This window comes from Chryseobacterium culicis, assembly GCF_900108365.1.
Classification (GTDB): Bacteria; Bacteroidota; Bacteroidia; order Flavobacteriales; family Weeksellaceae; genus Chryseobacterium; species Chryseobacterium culicis.
Genome location: NZ_FNWQ01000001.1, coordinates 722,738 through 740,774, shown reverse-complemented (window position 1 = coordinate 740,774; position 18,037 = coordinate 722,738). Strand labels below are relative to the sequence as shown.

Here is an 18,037-nt window from a genome sequence, read left to right as displayed (position 1 = left end):
TCGTTTTTCAATAAGACAATCGGCAATGATCTTTTATTACATCTGTTTTACTGTTTTTCAATATCTTCGTCTTTATAAAATTAGAACATGAAAAAAAGGCTGATAGCATTTTCTTTATTGATTACCCAAATTATATACTCACAGAATTATTCCCAGTATGTTAATCCTTTGATCGGAACCGGAGGCCATGGCCACACTTTTCCGGGAGCAATTGTTCCTTTTGGGATGGTTCAGCTTTCTCCTGATACAAGAATTGATGGAAGCTGGGACGGGTGCAGCGGATATCATTACTCGGATTCTGTAATTTATGGCTTTTCTCATACCCACCTGAATGGTACAGGAGTTTCAGATTATGGGGATATTATGCTGATGCCCACTATGGGAAATCCAAGCCTGAGCAGTAAAGATTATTCTTCAAAGTTTTCGCATAAAAATGAAAAAGCAACGGCGGGGTTTTACGCTGTCAGATTGGATAAAAATAATATTAACGTTCGTCTTACTGCCACCAAAAGAGTAGGTTATCATGAATACACCTTCAACAACGCAGGAAATGCCAATATTATCTTAGACCTCAACCACAGAGACAAACTGCTGGAAGGTGAAGTAAAGATCATTGATGATAAAACTATTGAAGTTTTCAGAAGAAGTGAAGCGTGGGCTACCAACCAATATATCTATGCGAGGATTGAATTTTCAAAACCTGTGAAAATTTCAAAAAAAGAAGTGAATGGAAAACAGGAAAACAATCTGTTTACCGGAACAAAGCTTGCACTGGCCTTTTCTACGTACGTGAAAAAGGGTGAAAAGATCAGCGTTAAAGTTTCTGTTTCTCCTACCGGCTACGAAGGAGCAGGAAAAAATATGCTGGAAGAAGGAAAATCCAATGATTTTGAAGGAATTAAAAAGCAGGCGCAGTATGAATGGGATAAAGAACTTTCAAAAATTGAAGTGAAATCTGAGGATAAAAACAAATTGGCAGTTTTCTATACCGCTCTTTACCATGTTTTCACCCAACCGAACATTAATATGGACGTGGATGGAAAATACAGAGGCAGGGACAACAAGCTGTATAATGCCAATGGCTTTGATTATTACACCGTATTTTCACTTTGGGATACTTTCAGAGGTGCACATCCGCTGATGACTTTAATCGACAGAAAGAGAACTGCAGATTTCATCAATACTTTTATTAAGCAATACGAGCAGGGAGGCAAACTTCCGGTATGGGAACTGGCTTCCAATGAAACAGAATGTATGATCGGTTACCACTCTGTTTCCGTCATCGCGGATGCTATGGCTAAAGGAATTCAGGGATTTGATTATGAAAAGGCATTTCAGGCTGCCAGGAGTTCGGCAATGCAGGATATTTTCGGATTGAATGCTTATAAACAGAATAATTACATCAGCATAGATGATGAGCATGAAAGCGTCTCCAAAACCGTAGAATATGCTTATGACGACTGGTGTATTGCCCAGATGGCAAAAATTTTAGGAAAAAAAGAGGATTATCAGTATTTCATGAAACGTTCTCAGAACTGGAAAAATCTTTACAATCCAAAAACAGGTTTTATGCAGCCGAGAAAGAATGGAAACTGGTATGAGCCATTTGATCCGAGGGAAGTCAATAATAATTATACGGAAGGAAATTCGTGGCATTACTCTTATTCCGTACAGCAGGATATTCCGGGATTGATTGCAGTGCACGGCGGAAAAGAGAAATTTGAGCAATTTATAGATGCCATATTTACCGCTCCGGATAAAACAACAGGAAGAGAGCAGGTGGACATCACAGGATTGATGGGACAGTACGCTCAGGGAAATGAGCCAAGCCATCACATTGCTTACCTGTACAATTTTGTAGACAAGCCTGAAAAAACAGATGCCAAAATACAATATATCCTTGATAATTTTTATAAAAATACGCCTGACGGACTGATCGGAAATGAAGACTGCGGCCAGATGAGTGCATGGTATGTTTTAAGTTCCATGGGAATTTATTCCGTAACTCCAGGATTACCCGAATGGCAAACGACAACTCCTTACTTTGATGAAATTAAAATTCATCTTGAAGACGGTACTACAAGGACAATTACTAAAAACACCGGAAGAGCAGAGCTTAAAAAGCTTGGTTTTGAAAATGTGAAATCTTTTAAAGATTTTAGATATACAGAACAAACCGCTTCACCGGTAATTTCAGCAGACAGAATATTTGATTTTTCTACCAAAGTTGAAATTACTGCATTGAACCCCAGTGATAAGCTGTATTACATGACAATGGATGACAGTGACAGCAATAAAAGAAAGACTTTTTCTTTTTATAAAACTCCTTTCACGATTACCAAAACCACCCAGGTAATGGCTTACGCTGAAAGAAATGGTGAGAAAAGCTCTGTAACGACTGCCAATTTCAACAGAAGACCTAATTATTGGGATATTAACATCCTCTCAAAAGTTACTCCTCAGTACAGTGCTACCGGAAAACTGGCTCTTATTGACGACATCAAGGGAGATGTCAACTGGAGAAAAGGGGAATGGCAAGGTTATCAGGGACAAAATTTTGAAGCCGTTATTGATTTCAAATCACCGCAACAAATCAAGTCATTATCCTCTACCTACCTTCAGGACAGCAGAGCATGGATTCTGATGCCTAAAAAAGTGGAATATTACGCTTCCATGAACGGTAAAGATTTTATCCTTTTAAAAACCATTGACAATGACATTGACCCTAAAGATGAAAAGGTACAGATCAAAGATTTTTCCAGCGAAATTCTTCCTACCGAAGCCCGATATATCAAAGTAAAAGCCTATTACTTCGGAAAACTTCCGGAATGGCATCAGGGAGCAGGCGGTGATGCCTATATTTTTATTGATGAGATTGCTGTAAAATAAAACAATGAAAACACTTATGAAAAAATTATCATTACTACTATTTTTACTTTTCAGTATTATACAAGTTTCAGCCTGTAAATGTGTATATGAAACATTACCACAGAATTATCAGAGTGCTGACTTTGCAGGCATTATCAAAATACTGAAAGTATATGACGAAAATATCGAACAAAGAACCTATAAAGCAGATATTGAAATTGAAAAAATGTATAAGGGAACAATATTCAAAACAATAAATGTGAGAGGGCTAATTGGAAATTCTTATTCCGGAGCTTGCGAAGTTAATGTACTGCCCAATGAAAGGTATCTGATCTTTTTAAATAGATACGATAACACCTCTTCCATTTCATCATGCACTCCAAAATCAAAACTGGAAAATAAACCAACAAAAGCTGAAAAATTGTGGCTGAAAAATCAGGAGAAAGTCTTTACTTACTTAGATAATCATAAATTTAGTTTTATACAGTTCGCACGTTGCTATGATGAAACTCAAACTGGAAATAAATCTGATTTATCAAAAATCAGTGGATTTAAACCTAAGCAGCCTTTTGCTATCTATAAAGTAAAAATAAATGAAATGTCAAAAGTTCAGGAAATTACTCCGGTTACAACTTTTGGAAGTAAGGACAGTATAATCGAAAATATACTGAAAACAAATATGATCGTCTCCGCAACGACATCTTTCTGGGATCCTAATCCAAAAGAAGCTTTGCTTTTCCTCTCTTACAACAAAAATGACCCATACGGTGAAGTCATATCTTGTGACTAAAAAACTAATATAATTCCCTCTTCCTGCATCCAGCTTCCGACTATAAAAATCGCGCCCTTCGAAAACTCGAAGGGCGCGATTTTTATCCATTCATTCTTTCTGACCACTGCAGGACTTCAGGTAGCTCGATATCAGAAAATTCAATATGGATTACTCTTCTTTTCTTTCCGTTGGTCGTCCGGTTGGAACCATGCAGCGTGAGTGGTTTCATGATCATGATGCCACCTTTTTCCACATTACAGATCACTTCTGTTTCTACAGTCCAGTCAATGGTTTCCGGTCTGTAAATACCTTTTGCATGAGACTGAGGAATGACTTTCAGTGCTCCGTTATCTTCATCCGTATCATCCAGATGGATTCTGATGGTGTAGATATTTTCTAAAATATTCAGCGGAGGCTGTACAGCAAACTGATTTTGTTTGGTGGTCCAGGGTCCGAAATTCGCAAGTTCAAGTTTTTTATCTACAGAAATGGTCAGATCCTGATGATAAGCTACGTACCAATTGGAAGTTTCTGGTTTATCAAAATAAATGCTTTTAACGGCAAAATAGTTTTCACCGAAGAGCTCCTTAATTATTTTCCTGATGTTTTCATTAAAAACAAGGTTTCTGATTTCCGGAACTTCTTTTAAAAACTGTCTGATAGCAAAAAGATCATCAGATTTTCTGAAATTCTCTTTTGAGGTATCAATATGGCTCAGAACATGGTTGATCTCTTCAAGCTCTTTATGCGAAAACACATTATTGATAACAGCAAAGCCATATTTTTCAATATGGCTTTTATGATTTTCTAAATTATTTAAACTCATCAGTATTTAAATTTTGTCTAATGGTTCAGTCAGCTGTCCTTCCCACTTAGAAACGGCAGTAGTGGCCAGAGTATTTCCAAGTACGTTGGTCATACTTCTTCCCATATCACAGAAATGGTCTATAGGTAAAATCAGGGCGATCCCTTCCGGCGGAATCCCGAACATGGAACAGGTTGCTACAATAATTACAAGAGAAGCTCTCGGAACCCCTGCAATTCCTTTTGAAGTAAGCATTAGTACCAGAAGCATGGTGATCTGCTGTCCGATGGTCATTTCGATACCGTAGATCTGAGCGATGAAAATTGAAGCAAAAGTCATATACATCATACTTCCATCCAGGTTGAATGAGTATCCTAACGGTAAGATAAAAGACACTACCCTGCTGTTACATCCGAATTTTTCAAGCTCTTCCACTAATTTCGGGAATACAGCCTCTGAACTGGTGGTAGAGAAGGCAATTAGTAATGGCTCTTTTATTCTTTTTAACAGATCAAAAAGACGGTTTCCTAAGATAAAGTATCCTACCAAGAGAAGTACCAGCCAAAGAACTCCGATTGCAAAGAAGAAATCTCTCAAATAAATAGCGTATACCTTAAAGATTTCAAAACCATTGGTTGCTACTACTGCTGCGATAGCTCCCAACACTCCAAGCGGAGCAAACCACATAATATATCCTACCATTTTTAGGATAGCATGGGCAATAATATCAAAAAGCTTTACCACAGGTTTTGCATATTCCTCTCCCAGATTAGCCAGAGCAATTCCGAACATCACTGCAAAAACTACAATCTGCAGAACCTCATTAGTCGCAAAGGCTTCAAATAAACTTTTAGGAATCATGTGCTTTACGAAGTCCTCCATAGAAAAACTTTTGCTGTTTTTAAGAAGCTCATCAGCAGACGAAACATCCTGGATCGGCAATTTGGTAACATGCCCCGGCTCCAGCCAGTTAACAAGGATTAACCCGATAAAAAGAGAAACCAGAGAAGCAGAAATAAACCAAAGCATTGCTTTTGTTCCTACCCTTCCAATCATTTTAATATCACTCATCTTGGCAATTCCCACTACCAAAGTTGTGAAAACCAAAGGCGCAATAATCATTTGTACCAATCTGATGAAAACCGTTCCTAACAGTTTTATGTTTTTGGAAAAAGGTTCTGCGCTTTCCGGATAACTCACATGCACAACACCTCCAATCCCTACACCCACAACCAGGGCAATGATAATTGCTATAAAAAGTTTATTCTGTCCTTTCATATATAAGTTTCAATTTGCGCAAATATAATAGTTTTAGAATTGGCAGTATATTTTAAAAATGTTGATAAATTTCACATTATGTCTGCTAAGTTTTCAATAACTGAAAACTAAAACGTTGATTTAGAAAATATTGTAAAAAAAATTAAAAACATTTATTGAATTTTTATTCTTTTGGTACAAATTTTATTATTACATTTGAGTGTATAACAACATTAAAATAAATATACAATATGAAAAAAACTATTGCAATGGCTGCATTAGCTGTAGCTGTATCTTTCGGTGCTATTTCTTGTAAAAAGAAAGTTTCTGATGCCGATCTTCAGACTCAGGCTACAACGGTGGTAACTTCTAATCCCAATGCTTCTGTGGAAGTAAAAGAAGGTGTAGCTCACTTAAGCGGAACTTTTGCAGATCAGCAATCTAAAGACGCGATGATCGCCAAACTAAAAGCAATCAGCGGAGTAAAAGACGTAATGGATATGTCTACAATAGCTGCTGCTCCTGCTGCTGCTCCTGTTGAAACAGCCTCAGCTGTAGATCCTGCTGTTCAAAAGAAAGTACAGGATGCGGTGAAAGATTTCCCTTCTGTAAAAGTGGAGGTTGTAAACGGACAGCTTACTCTTACAGGAAATGTTTCTGCCCTGCAGGCTAGAAAAATCAAAGAATCTGTAGATGCTTTGAAAATCGGAAAGTATAACAACAACCTAATCGTAAAATAATTTAAGATGAGCGAATTACAAGATAAATATTCAAGCGTAGTTTCAGCAGCTCAGTCTGCGGGGATCTCCAATCTTCAGGTTCAGGAGCAGGACGGTATTCTTTATGTTTCCGGAAGTGCTTCCAATACTGCTGCTAAAGATGCCGTATGGAATGCTTTAGGGGCTATTGATTCTACTTATTCTGCTTCAGATATCAATATTGATGTGCAGGTTGCAGGTCTTGCTTCAGGAGCTTCTTTAACCGTTGCTACTGAAGATTCTAACCTGAATATCAGACAGGAGCCTTCTACTGAAGCTGCTGTTGTTGGTAAAGCGTCTAAAGGTTCTTCTGTCACTTTAATTGAACAGACTTCTGACGACTGGTGGAAAGTAAAAACTGCAGATGGCCAGGAAGGATATGCTTATTCAAGATATTTAAGAGCATAATTTTTATTAAAAAGTAATAAAAATTCACAAAAAACGCCTAGAAACATCCCAATTTTGGGATGTTTTTATATTTTTACCGCTCAAAAAAAACTAATGAAGAAAACTCTGTTGCTATTGACTTTGATGTTCACAGTCATTATACTGCACGCCCAAAAATTACACATTGACGGAAAAATATCAGATTCTGAAAAGAAGTCGATAGAAAATGCGACCGTCTATCTTTTGAAAGTAAAAGATTCATCTATCGTTAATTACACAGCAACCAATAAAGAGGGAAAATTTTCCCTGAAAATTGATGAGCTTAAAGAACCTTCCATTCTTAAGATTGATGCTGAGAAGGTATCTTCCTATACCAAAAAGTTTGAAAAAATAGACCAGTCCTTATCTCTGGGGGATATTCAGCTTGAAAAACAGGGTTTGGTGAATGCTATTGATGAAGTGAAGATCACAGTGTCTCCCGTTAAAATTAAAAAAGACACCATTGAGTTCAATGCGGCAGCCATTAAAGTAAGACCTGACAGTAAAATAGAGGAACTTCTGAAGCAGATTCCCGGTGTAGAAATAAATAATGACGGAAAAATTACAGTCAACGGGAAGGAAGTAGATCAGATTATGATCAACGGAAAACCGTTTTTTGATAAAGACGGCAAAATTGCCCTTCAGAACTTACCTGCCGATATCATCAAAAACATTCAGTTTACCACCACTAAAACAAAGGAGGAAGAATTAAGCGGAAAGGCCCCGAAATCTCAAAACACAACCATCAATTTTACTATTGACGAAAAGAAAAATAAAGGATTACTGACAAGACTTACCGTAGGTTATGGATCCGACAAACGTTATGAAGCAAGCGGGCTGGCCAGTTATTTTAAGGGAAACACGAAAATAAGCCTTCTGGCCTCGTCCAATAATATTAATTCGCAGGGGTTCTCCAGAGATGAGGTTTTTGACAGTATGGGAAATGGCAGAAATGCCTGGATGATGCAGGGCGGAACCGTCTCAACAGTGGGAAATGTAACGTACTTTAATCAGGGAGGCGGCACGAAAGGAATTCAGAGATCTACAACCATAGGCCTTAATTACAGTGATAAGCTGGGAAAAGATGCCGATCTGGATTCTTTCAGCGTGATGCACTCCGATTCTAATACGGAAACAAGATCCAAAGTTTCAAGATCTACCCTTTTACCGGATTACACGCTTCAGACCCATTCTGAAAGCAATGGTGAAAATGAATCTAAACAGTACAATTTCGACGCTTCAGTCAAAATAAAGCTGGATTCTATGACGAGTATCTATCTTTCCCCAAGATTCACTAAAAACAAAAGCTTTAGCTTTAACAATTTGAAGTCATCTACTTTAAGAAACGGGAGCCTTCTTAACGAAAGTAATGCTTATTCAAGTAATGATTCTGAAAGCAATTCATTTAATCCCTACCTTTATTTTTCAAGAAAATTCAGGAAAAAAGGCCGTTCAGTTTCAGCCAATATGAACAGCTCTATATCAGAATCCAGAAGAGATAATCTGAACCAGTCCCAGAATACCTTCTATCAGCAAAGCGGTACCACTTTTGACAACAGGGATCAGCTGGCTAAAAATAAAAATCAGAACAATTCATTTAATTTCAATGCCGGATATACGGAACCTATTTCCGATTCATCAAGCGTGAGTTTTGAAGTGAAATATGAAACCAGATCCTCCACAGACCTGAGAAATGTAAATGATTTCGATAATGCAACAGGTAATTACTCCAAATTCAACCAGCTTTTATCTAATAATATGAAGCAGAGAATCAATCAGATCTCTCCCGAATTAACGTATCAGATTAATAAAAACAAACTGAATTTCTGGGCGTCCGCGAAACTTAATGTTTCCGACATGAAGGTCAATTCTCTGTATAACGGCCAGCAGTATAATCTGCAGAAAAATTTTACGCTGCCGGAATATAATGTTAACCTCTATTATCAGCTGGGTGAAGGTAAAATTTTAAGTATCTATAATTATTCTAATTTCACCATACCAACTGCAGAACAGCTTACTCCGTATAAAGATGAGTCTAATCCTCTGGCAACCTTTCAGGGAAATCCTGACCTGAAAAATACATGGAGCAACAGTCTTTCCCTGTATTTCAACAATTATAACAAAGTAAAATTTATCAGTTACTATATCAATATCGGTTTTACCTACAGGAATAATGATATTATTAATTTTTCCACCTACGATAATACCGGGAAACAGATCGTTACGTATGATAACGTAAGCGGAAATAAAAGCATCAATGCCGGCGGGGGATTCAGTAAAACGCTGAAATGGAAAAATAATACACTGACCATTAACCCAAGATTCAACATGAATTATGCTTACAATAATGGTTTCATTGACGGGCAGTCTTTCACCAGCAATTCTTATAATCTTAATCCGGGTCTAAATCTTGTGTACGAAATCAAAGATAAGATAACCATCCGGCCTTCCTACAGGATTGGATACAGCTTCTCCAACTATACCAATTACAGTGTGACCAACGTAAATACAACTAATCAGTCGTTAAAACTTGAACTCACCAATTATCTGCTGAAAGGCAATTTCGTATTTGGTAACGATTTTGAATATAATACCAATTCCAATATTGCCCCTGGGTTTAAAAAGGATTTTTATTTCTGGAATACCAGCCTTGGATACTCCTTCTATAAAAAACAGTTTACGGCAAAAGTGAAAGTCTATGATGTATTAAACCAAAACCAGAGTGTGAGAAGAACCATTACAGATTCTTATTTCGAAGACCGTGAAGATTTAATTCTGAAAAGATACATCATGTTCTCCATCAGCATGAAACTGAATAAGTTTGCCGGCAAAAAAGCACAGTAAAGCAACACCACAATTTTATATATAATTTTTGATAATGGCCGGATTGTTCCGGCTATTTTTATGAACAGACGGAATTTTACCCCTGAACACCATTACAGCTGAAGAGGTAAAATTCCCCTCCGTTGGGGTGGCGAAAATTCAAAGAATTTTTGACGGCTGGTTTCCCACGAAATAGGATCATATTTACCAAACAAATATGAATAGCAGCCACCTTTTAAACAAAGATTTACAAATAAACCTGTTTTTATTTTTAAATTAGCGCTAAATTTTTTTTATGAAAATCCATATTTCAGTATTATGTATTCTTTTTTTCATTCTTGGGAAAGCGCAGAAGACGGAACAGAAAGACCCATTCGTTAAAGACAATTTCACCAAGAAAGAATTTTATATTCCCATGCGTGACGGCGTGAAGCTTTTCACAGCGGTCTATATCCCGAAAGATATTTCAAACAGGAACAAATATCCGTTTCTGATGCAGAGAACCTGCTACAGCATTGCACCTTACGGAGAGAATGAATATAAAGCAAAGTTAGGCCCCAATACCTATCTTATGAAGGATAAGTACATTTTTGTGTATCAGGATGTACGCGGAAGATATATGAGCGAAGGTACTTTTACCAATATGACTCCGCAGGTAGAGCATAAAACCAAAAAAGATGTGGATGAAAGTACAGATACTTATGATACCATTGAATGGCTGCTGAAAAATATCAAAGACAATAATGGAAAAGCAGGTCAGTTCGGAACTTCTTATCCGGGATTCTACACCGCAGTAGGAACCTTATCACAGCATCCGGCCCTTGTAGCATCTTCTCCCCAGGCTCCTATTTCTGATTTCTGGAATGATGATTTTCTTCACAACGGAAGATTTATGCTGGGCTATTTCAGAACCTTCCCGGTTTTTGGGGTTCAGAAGACACAACCTGAAAAGCAGGCATGGTACATGGATTCTTTCATAAAGCAGACTTCTGAAGACGGTCTTAAGTTCTACAGAGATATGGGCACCCTGAAAGACGGTTATGAAAAATATTACAAGAACAATTTCTTTATGACAGAAATTATGAATCATCCCAATTACGATGAATTCTGGCAGAAAAGAGGACTTCTTCCTCATTTGAAGAATATCAATCATGCTGTAATGACTGTAGGCGGATGGTTTGATGCAGAAGACCTTTCCGGACCTCTTAACATTTATAAAACCATCGAAAAAACAAGTCCCAAAGCTAAAAATACCATTGTAATGGGACCTTTCTCCCACGGCGGCTGGTCTCAGGAGCAGGGAAAACATTTTCACAGTGAAACGTATTTTGGAGACAGTATTGCCACCTATTATCAGAAAAATATAGAAACAAAGTTCTTCAGCCATTATCTCAAAGGAAACACGAAACAGGATGCAGGACTGCCAGAAGCACTGATGTATGACACAGGAGCTAAAGAATGGAAAGAATTCGCTTCTTATCCACCTAAAAATGCACAGAAAGTGAATTTCTATTTAGCTGATAAAACATTGAAGAAAACTTCCGGACAAGGGTATTCTGAATATTACAGTGATCCTAACAATCCTGTTTTAAGTTCAGATCATTTAAAAGATTTTAATGGTTTCACCCCGAAAAATTATATGTCGGAAGACCAGAGATTTGCAGTGGGAAGACCTGATGTTTTAACTTTCACTACCGATGTATTGACAGACGACATAACTTTTGCCGGAGAGATCATGGCCAAACTGAATATCGCTTCCACATCTACCGATGCCGACTTTGCTGTAAAGTTAATTGATGTTTATCCTGAAGATTTTAAGCCTGCAGAAAAGAAAGATGGAGTTATTTATGGTAATTATCATCAGATGGTACGAAGTGAGATTATGCCTGCAAGATTCAGAAATACAAAAGAAAAAGGAGAAGCATTGGTTCCTAACCAGAAAACAGCCGTTAATTTCAGACTTCAGGATGTAGTTCATACCTTTAAAAAAGGACATAAGATCCAGATTCAGATCAGCAGTACATGGTTTCCGCTTTTCGCAATCAACCCACAGAAGTTTATGGATAATCCGAATTTTGCCACCAAAGAGGATTACACCAAAGCATTTATTAAGGTATATGATGACAGCTCTATTGAAGCTGACGTTCTAAAATAAATTGAAAAAGCTGTTCGTCTGAACAGCTTTTTTGTTTTTGAGAGCTTGAAGTTTATTTTAGGTTTTGGCTAAAGCCAGATGATTTTGTTCTTTTGTTCAAGTGGGCTAAAGCCCACTTCTATTGATATTAAATCAGTCTCATAATTTATTCCTCAATGGTCCTGAAGGTCAGGTTTACTCTCGGGGTCTTCACTTTTGTAGTGGGGGGAAGTCTGTGAAGCCAATGGTCCTGAGTAGTTCCTTTCATGATTAACAAGCTTCCGTTTTCCAGGAATATTTCTGCTTTTTCTTTGGTTGTTTTATGTTTGAATAAAAACTTTCTTTCAGCCCCAAAACTTAGAGAAGCAATCGCTCCGTGTTTCTTCAGATCCGTTTCGCCATCACTGTGGTAAGCCATTCCTTCGCTTCCGTCATGGTATAAATTGAGCAGGCAGGAGTTATAAGTTTCTCCGGAAACTTCTTCACATTTTTTCTTCAGTTCCAATAATTCCGGAGTCCAGAATTTAGCATATTTTGTTCTTTTCGAGTAGGTGTATTCAAAAGCTTTCTCTCCAAACCAGGCTACTTTTCTTTTGGTTAAAATAAGCTTTCCAAAGATTAATGCTTCATCATTTTCCCATGGAATTTGTTTAAGCAGATAATCATAATAAAAATCTGATTTTTCTTTTGAGAAAACTTTTCCGTAGTAATGAACGGTTCCGTCATGCGGAAGGATATTGAGAGGATAGTCTGATATTTCTTCGAAGAGGCTCATCATAGTTTTTAATTAAATGCTTTTATATTTAAACACAAATTACACCAATATTTTTACTAATGACACGAATTTTTACATCAATAGAAACGGGTAATTATCCTGAGCATAGTAGAAGGGAGCCCATTTAACAAAAATTAATCTAATCCATTGGCTTTAGCCAAAACTTAATAATTGTAGAATCCTTTTGTGGTAGAATATTTTATGAGTAAATATGTGATCCTTCCCAGCCCACAATGAGCTGCTTTCTTTCACTTCCCCATCGGTAGCCGCCCAAATGTCCGGTAGACTGAATCACACGGTGACACGGAATAAGAAATGCTACGGGGTTACTTCCAATAGCGGTTCCTACAGCTCTGGATGCTTTAGGGTTTCCCATCTTTTCTGCCAGGCTGCCATAAGTGGACAGTTTTCCCATCGGAATGGTCAGCAGGCTTTCCCATACTTTAAGCTGAAAATCGGTTCCTTTTAAGTGTAATTTTATGGTATTGAGTTTTGTCCAGTCTTTATCGAATATAGACAGTGCATTCTTTTGGAGAGAATCCTGCTGCTCCGTAAAAGAAGCATTGGGGAACTTTTGTTTAAGCTCCCCGAGTGCTTTTTCTTTATGGTCTTCAAAAGCCATGTAGCAGATTCCTTTTTCGGTGGAAGCTACCAGTATATTTCCGAATGGGCTTTCCGAAAAGCTATAATGAATCGTAAGGCTTTTTCCTCCGTTTTTGTATTCTGCCGGAGACATTCCCTTTATCTTTACAAACAGATCATGAAGCCTGCTGGTACTGGATAATCCTGTCTCATAAGCTGTATCGAACAAACTAGCTTTTTCTTCCTTCAATAAATTTTTAGCATGCTCAAGACTGATGAACTGTAAAAACTTCTTCGGACTTGTTCCTGCCCAGTCTGTAAAGATCTTCTGAAAATGGGCCGGACTCAAGTGAATATTTTCTGCCACTTCTTCCAAACTTGGCTGAAGCCTGAAATTGCGCTGGATATACTCTATCGCCTTGGCAATTCTGTTATAATCTATCTGATTTTGTGTGGACATAGTGCTGTTATTTTACCTCACAAATTTCCAAAGAATATACGGCAGAAAAAATCCGATTCTTGCGGAATATTAGTTATTGTTATAAATATCGTAGTAAGCCAGCATTTTATAATACAACTTAGCAGAAAGGAAAGCCGTTGGCTTAGCCATCGGAGAATCCATTAGCTCTACAATATCAAATGCTACTACATTGCATTTTTCAAATACTTTTCTTAATAATTCCAGCGTTGGGTACCATTGTAATCCACCTGGTTCGGGAGTTCCTGTAGAAGGTGCAATAGAAGGATCAAAAGCATCTAAGTCAATAGTGATGTAAACATTTCCTGATACTTTCTCCAAAACATCATTGATCCAGTTTTCGTTGTTAGCGATTTCATGGGCAAAGAATACTCTTCCTTCCGGTAAATATTCTGCTTCCTCAGCATCCATAGAACGAATTCCCACCTGTACTAAGTTATGCTTCTGATTGGCTTCAAAAACGGCACACGCGTGGTTGGAAGTAGAACCATGGAACTCAGGACGCAAATCTGTGTGAGCGTCTAACTGAAGAACGGTAAGGTTTTCAAATTTCTCTCCTACCGCACGGATAGAGCCTATAGAAACAGAGTGTTCTCCACCGAAAAGGGTGAATAGTTTGCCCTCATTGTTCAGAAGCTCTTTTGTTTTCTGATAAACGGCTTCCGTCATTGCTTCCGGAGTAGAATTCTCAGAAACTTCTCCTGCCAGATAAACTCCCTGAAGGTAAGGCTCTGTTTGAGTTTCAATATCATAAAGCTCCATGTTTTCAGAAGCGTTTAAGAATAATTCAGGGCCTTTATCAGCTCCTTTACCCCATGTTGAAGTTCCGTCATAAGGAACCGTTACCAACATTACTTTCGAATTCTCTAACGTTGCGTTTTCCTCGGGAATTCCTGCGTATGTTCTCATATATAATTATTAATTAAAAAATTAACTGATTGTAAGATTAAATGATTTCGCAAAGATACAAAATAGTACTTGAGTTATAAGTAAGGAACGGTTTGTTATGAATTTTTAACCTTCCTTCTGATGTTAAATTTTCAAATCTTTTTACTGTTTAAATTTTTAAAGTTACTTTTGTACAAAACTCATTATATGCCTTTAAAAGCTGTTCTTTTCGATATGGATGGTGTAATTGTAGATACGGAGCCATTACATAGAAAAGCTTATTTCAAAACGTTTGATGAACTGGAAATTGCGGTTTCCGAAGATTTATACACCTCTTTTACAGGAGCTTCTACCCAAAGGGTTTCTGAAACATTGATTAAAGAATTTAATTTGAATCATACTTATGAATCCATCGCAGGAATCAAAAGGTCTCATTTCAAAGACTATTTCTACAATGATGATGAATTTGATTTAATTCCGGGCGTAAGACAGCTGATTGAACATTATCATGAAAATGGGATAAAGCTTATTTTGGCTTCTTCTGCTACGATGGTAACGATTAATATGGTTTTTGAAAAATTTGGACTGGAGCAATATTTCAGCGGAAAGATCAGCGGTGCAGATTTAAAAGAATCAAAACCTCATCCTGAAGTTTTTTTACTGGCAGCAGAAATGGCAGGCGAACCTGTTGAAAACTGCATGGTGATTGAGGATTCTACCAACGGAATTCTGGCAGCCCACAGAGCAAAAATCTTCTGTGCAGCGTACAGAAGTCCACATTCAAAAAACCAGGATTACACGTTAGCCGATACTGTAGTTTCTGATTATGAGGAATTGGAACTGGATAAAATTTCAAAATATTTTTAAATAAAAAAGCTCTCAGAAAAATTTCTGAGAGCTTTTGTTTTGTATACGTTTTGGCTAAAGCCAGTTGAGTTGATTTTTTATTTCTGATCAAACGGGCTCCCTTCGACTATGCTCAGGATAATTACCCGTTCCTATTGATTATAAAATTATTTATAACCAAGAATTTTCAAAATATCTTCCGGTTCCTGTTTTTCGCGGAAAATTTCGTACTGCAGTTCACCGTTTTCATCCTTTTGGATCAGGACGTGTCTTGGCTGAGGCATCAGACAATGGTGCACACCGCCGTACCCCCCAATTGTTTCCTGATAGGCTCCGGTATGGAAAAATCCGATATACAGAGGTTTTGTATCACTGAAAACAGGTAAATAAATGGCATTGGTATGCTGTTCCGAGTTATAATAATCGTCTGAATCACAAGTCAGCCCTCCCAGGAAAACCCTTTCGTACGTATCTTCCCAACGGTTAAGCGGAAGCATGATAAAGTGTCTTGAAATAGCCCACGTATCAGGAAGAGTGGTCATGAAAGAAGAATCGATCATATTCCATTTTTCTCTGTCATTCTGGCGTTTCTGAGAAATGATCTTATAAAGGTTTGCACCACTTTCTCCAACGGTAAAACTTCCGAACTCAGTGTATATATTAGGTTCTTCTACTCCTTCTTCTTCACAGAATTTTTTGATCTGAGAAACAATCTCTTCTACCATATACTGGTAGTCATAATCAAAATTCAGGGAAGTTTTGATCGGGAAACCACCTCCGATGTTCAGTGAATCTACTTCAGGGGCAATTTTCTTCAGACGGGCATATACACGAAGACATTTGTATAATTCGTTCCAGTAGTAAGATGTATCTTTAATCCCGGTATTGATGAAGAAGTGAAGCATTTTCAATCTTGCATTCGGGTGTTCAGCGATCTTCTGGCTGTAATAAGGGATAATATCTTTATATCCGATTCCCAGTCTTGAGGTATAGAACTCGAACTTCGGCTCTTCCTCTGAAGCAATTCTGATTCCGATGTTAAAGGTAGAATCAATGCTTTCCGTAAGCTTATCCAATTCTCTGTAGTTATCAAGAATCGGAGTAATATTCTCAAAACCGCTGTTGATCATATCTGAAATCTTTGTCAGATAATCATCAGTTTTGAAACCATTACAAATGACTTCTATGTTTTTATCTACCTTTTCTTTTTCGTAAAGAGACTTTACAATATCCATGTCATAAGCAGATGATGTTTCTATCGAAATATCGTTCTTTAATGCTTCTTCCAATACGAAATTGAAATGACTGGATTTTGTACAGTAGCAGTAGGTATAATTCTTTTTATATTCGGTTTTCTCAAAAGCTTCTTTAAACCAGCTTTTAGCTTTCTGAATATTTTGAGAAATTCTCGGCAAATAGCTAATCTTTAGCGGAGTGCCAAATTGCTCTACAACGTCCATCAATGGAACATCGTGAAACAACAAATTGTTCTCAGAAACATTAAATTCCTCCGTAGGGAAATACAATGTCTGATCAATAAGTTCCGAGTACTTTATTTTCATTTCTAAACAAGTGAATTAAGAAATGCAAAATTGCTAAAAAAGTTTCATTTTTAGGTGTTAAAATTATTATAATTTTAATTTAAAAGGCAATATTAAACCGCACAAAAATTTATCTCTGATAATCAATAGGTAAACTTCCGGATGTACTCGTTTCTTTTGGAATCTGAAATCCCTAACGCCTGCTGAATGTAGGTATCTGCAGATCCGTACTTTTTATCAATTTCTTCAAAAGCGGCATCAAGATATCTTTTTTCTACCCAGCTCAGCTTTTCCAGTACCTTCAGATCCATTTTCGGATAGAGAAAATGCAAGGTATTGGCAAGGCGGAGTCTTTTCTGAACAAGTTCCTTCCTGTAATTGTTAGATAAAAGATACTCATTATAAATAGTTTCTTTATCAAATTTCAGAATGGTAAGAAGTAATGCCGTGGTAATTCCCGTTCTGTCTTTTCCCGCAGTGCAGTGGTAAAGGATTGGATCTTTAGATTCCAGAATTTCTGTAATCATTTTTTTTATCATTTCCGGATTTTCCGTAACGTATTCGCGGTAGAAACTGATCATTCTTTTATCAGCATCAGATGCGTTCACCTTGCCTTTAAGAACCAGTTTTTTGGCCTGAGCCAGCTGATCTCCTTCATCTTCAAACGCTGAATATTTTTTATAATTCATTGCTGAAGGAAGCTGATCTGGTTTTCCGGCGATTTCTTTTGAATTTCGAAGATCAATAATTTCTTTAATCCCCAGTTTTTCAAATTCTTCAAAAGACTTCTTTTTAAGCTTATGAAGATGAGCACTTCGGTAAAACTTTCCTTCTTTTAAGGTTCTTCCATCTACATTTTTCATATTTCCGACAGTACGGAAATTTGTTACTTTCTTTATTTGAATCACTTTTTCAGCTTCGTTTTTTCCGTATTCGGGTGTTTCAAAATGCTGGGTTTTGCATGAGAAAATACAGCATAATGACATGGTAAAAACTGATATTTTGATTAGTTTATTCAATATTTTAATAAGTTTTGGCTAAAGCCGGTTTATTTTATTTTTGTTTAAAACGGGCTCCTTCGACT

At 37.2% G+C, this 18,037-nt stretch carries 14 protein-coding genes; 7 read left to right on the top strand and 7 right to left on the bottom strand.

The window, feature by feature from the left end:
• The first annotated feature begins 87 nt into the window (after nucleotides 1–87).
• Together BLW74_RS03335 and BLW74_RS03330 are read left to right on the top strand one after the other, a co-directional pair.
• Nucleotides 88–2,889 carry a GH92 family glycosyl hydrolase gene (locus BLW74_RS03335; protein WP_089690025.1) on the top strand — a complete coding sequence of 934 codons (2,802 nt, stop codon included), beginning with the start codon at nucleotides 88–90 and terminating at the stop codon, nucleotides 2,887–2,889.
• Nucleotides 2,890–2,893: 4 nt separating this feature from the next.
• Nucleotides 2,894–3,658 (top strand): hypothetical protein, encoded by a 765-nt coding sequence (locus tag BLW74_RS03330; RefSeq protein WP_089690024.1) that lies wholly within the window; start codon nucleotides 2,894–2,896, stop codon nucleotides 3,656–3,658.
• Nucleotides 3,659–3,740: 82 nt separating this feature from the next.
• Here the strand turns inward: BLW74_RS03330 and BLW74_RS03325 are convergent, their stop codons facing one another.
• A complete protein-coding gene (locus BLW74_RS03325) occupies nucleotides 3,741–4,466 on the bottom strand; it encodes a phytanoyl-CoA dioxygenase family protein (protein ID WP_089690023.1) in 726 nt (241 codons plus the stop codon).
• 6 nt (nucleotides 4,467–4,472) lie between these two features.
• Nucleotides 4,473–5,723, bottom strand: coding sequence for a dicarboxylate/amino acid:cation symporter (locus BLW74_RS03320; protein WP_089690022.1), 1,251 nt, complete (start codon nucleotides 5,721–5,723; stop codon nucleotides 4,473–4,475).
• Between the two features lie 230 nt (nucleotides 5,724–5,953).
• Here BLW74_RS03320 and BLW74_RS03315 point away from each other — a divergent pair, with 230 nt between their 5' ends.
• The 4 genes from BLW74_RS03315 (at nucleotide 5,954) to BLW74_RS03300 (ending at nucleotide 11,864) form a co-directional block, all read left to right on the top strand.
• Nucleotides 5,954–6,442 (top strand): BON domain-containing protein, encoded by a 489-nt coding sequence (locus tag BLW74_RS03315; protein ID WP_089690021.1) that lies wholly within the window; start codon nucleotides 5,954–5,956, stop codon nucleotides 6,440–6,442.
• Between the two features lie 6 nt (nucleotides 6,443–6,448).
• A complete protein-coding gene (locus tag BLW74_RS03310; RefSeq protein ID WP_089690020.1) occupies nucleotides 6,449–6,868 on the top strand; it encodes an SH3 domain-containing protein in 420 nt (139 codons plus the stop codon).
• 93 nt (nucleotides 6,869–6,961) lie between these two features.
• Complete coding sequence (locus tag BLW74_RS03305) at nucleotides 6,962–9,730, top strand: TonB-dependent receptor (RefSeq protein ID WP_089690019.1); 2,769 nt, start codon at nucleotides 6,962–6,964, stop codon at nucleotides 9,728–9,730.
• A 274-nt stretch (nucleotides 9,731–10,004) separates the two neighbouring features.
• Nucleotides 10,005–11,864, top strand: a complete 1,860-nt coding sequence (locus BLW74_RS03300) for a CocE/NonD family hydrolase (protein ID WP_089690018.1) — start codon at nucleotides 10,005–10,007, stop codon at nucleotides 11,862–11,864.
• Nucleotides 11,865–12,009: 145 nt separating this feature from the next.
• Here BLW74_RS03300 and BLW74_RS03295 read toward each other — a convergent pair whose 3' ends face one another.
• The 3 genes from BLW74_RS03295 to speB form a co-directional block, all read right to left on the bottom strand.
• Nucleotides 12,010–12,618: an alpha-ketoglutarate-dependent dioxygenase AlkB family protein gene (locus tag BLW74_RS03295; RefSeq protein WP_089690017.1), complete on the bottom strand. Its 609-nt coding sequence runs from the start codon at nucleotides 12,616–12,618 to the stop codon at nucleotides 12,010–12,012.
• A gap of 199 nt (nucleotides 12,619–12,817) precedes the next feature.
• Nucleotides 12,818–13,660 carry a bifunctional helix-turn-helix domain-containing protein/methylated-DNA--[protein]-cysteine S-methyltransferase gene (locus tag BLW74_RS03290; protein WP_089690016.1) on the bottom strand — a complete coding sequence of 281 codons (843 nt, stop codon included), beginning with the start codon at nucleotides 13,658–13,660 and terminating at the stop codon, nucleotides 12,818–12,820.
• 69 nt (nucleotides 13,661–13,729) lie between these two features.
• On the bottom strand, nucleotides 13,730–14,587 hold the full coding sequence (speB, locus tag BLW74_RS03285; protein ID WP_089690015.1) for an agmatinase: 858 nt from the start codon (nucleotides 14,585–14,587) through the stop codon (nucleotides 13,730–13,732).
• Between the two features lie 186 nt (nucleotides 14,588–14,773).
• Between speB and BLW74_RS03280 the strand changes: the two genes are divergently transcribed.
• Entirely contained in the window at nucleotides 14,774–15,433 is a 660-nt protein-coding gene (locus tag BLW74_RS03280; protein WP_089690014.1) for an HAD family hydrolase, read from the top strand.
• A 146-nt stretch (nucleotides 15,434–15,579) separates the two neighbouring features.
• Here BLW74_RS03280 and BLW74_RS03275 read toward each other — a convergent pair whose 3' ends face one another.
• Both BLW74_RS03275 and BLW74_RS03270 read right to left on the bottom strand, forming a co-directional pair.
• On the bottom strand, nucleotides 15,580–16,974 hold the full coding sequence (locus BLW74_RS03275) for a type III PLP-dependent enzyme domain-containing protein (protein ID WP_089690013.1): 1,395 nt from the start codon (nucleotides 16,972–16,974) through the stop codon (nucleotides 15,580–15,582).
• Nucleotides 16,975–17,096: 122 nt separating this feature from the next.
• Nucleotides 17,097–17,972 carry a tyrosine-protein phosphatase gene (locus BLW74_RS03270; protein WP_089690012.1) on the bottom strand — a complete coding sequence of 292 codons (876 nt, stop codon included), beginning with the start codon at nucleotides 17,970–17,972 and terminating at the stop codon, nucleotides 17,097–17,099.
• Between the last annotated feature and the right edge of the window lie 65 nt (nucleotides 17,973–18,037).

What these genes read in the sequence shown, in the direction of transcription:
- BLW74_RS03275 (WP_089690013.1), bottom strand. Translation starts at nt 16,974, where the DNA reads ATGAAAATAAAGTACTCGGAACTTATTGATCAGACATTGTATTTCCCT.
- BLW74_RS03295 (WP_089690017.1), bottom strand. Translation starts at nt 12,618, where the DNA reads ATGAGCCTCTTCGAAGAAATATCAGACTATCCTCTCAATATCCTTCCG.
- BLW74_RS03280 (WP_089690014.1), top strand. Translation starts at nt 14,774, where the DNA reads ATGCCTTTAAAAGCTGTTCTTTTCGATATGGATGGTGTAATTGTAGAT.
- BLW74_RS03335 (WP_089690025.1), top strand. Translation starts at nt 88, where the DNA reads ATGAAAAAAAGGCTGATAGCATTTTCTTTATTGATTACCCAAATTATA.
- BLW74_RS03325 (WP_089690023.1), bottom strand. Translation starts at nt 4,466, where the DNA reads ATGAGTTTAAATAATTTAGAAAATCATAAAAGCCATATTGAAAAATAT.
- BLW74_RS03320 (WP_089690022.1), bottom strand. Translation starts at nt 5,723, where the DNA reads ATGAAAGGACAGAATAAACTTTTTATAGCAATTATCATTGCCCTGGTT.
- BLW74_RS03315 (WP_089690021.1), top strand. Translation starts at nt 5,954, where the DNA reads ATGAAAAAAACTATTGCAATGGCTGCATTAGCTGTAGCTGTATCTTTC.
- BLW74_RS03290 (WP_089690016.1), bottom strand. Translation starts at nt 13,660, where the DNA reads ATGTCCACACAAAATCAGATAGATTATAACAGAATTGCCAAGGCGATA.
- BLW74_RS03310 (WP_089690020.1), top strand. Translation starts at nt 6,449, where the DNA reads ATGAGCGAATTACAAGATAAATATTCAAGCGTAGTTTCAGCAGCTCAG.
- BLW74_RS03300 (WP_089690018.1), top strand. Translation starts at nt 10,005, where the DNA reads ATGAAAATCCATATTTCAGTATTATGTATTCTTTTTTTCATTCTTGGG.
- BLW74_RS03305 (WP_089690019.1), top strand. Translation starts at nt 6,962, where the DNA reads ATGAAGAAAACTCTGTTGCTATTGACTTTGATGTTCACAGTCATTATA.
- speB (WP_089690015.1), bottom strand. Translation starts at nt 14,587, where the DNA reads ATGAGAACATACGCAGGAATTCCCGAGGAAAACGCAACGTTAGAGAAT.
- BLW74_RS03330 (WP_089690024.1), top strand. Translation starts at nt 2,894, where the DNA reads ATGAAAACACTTATGAAAAAATTATCATTACTACTATTTTTACTTTTC.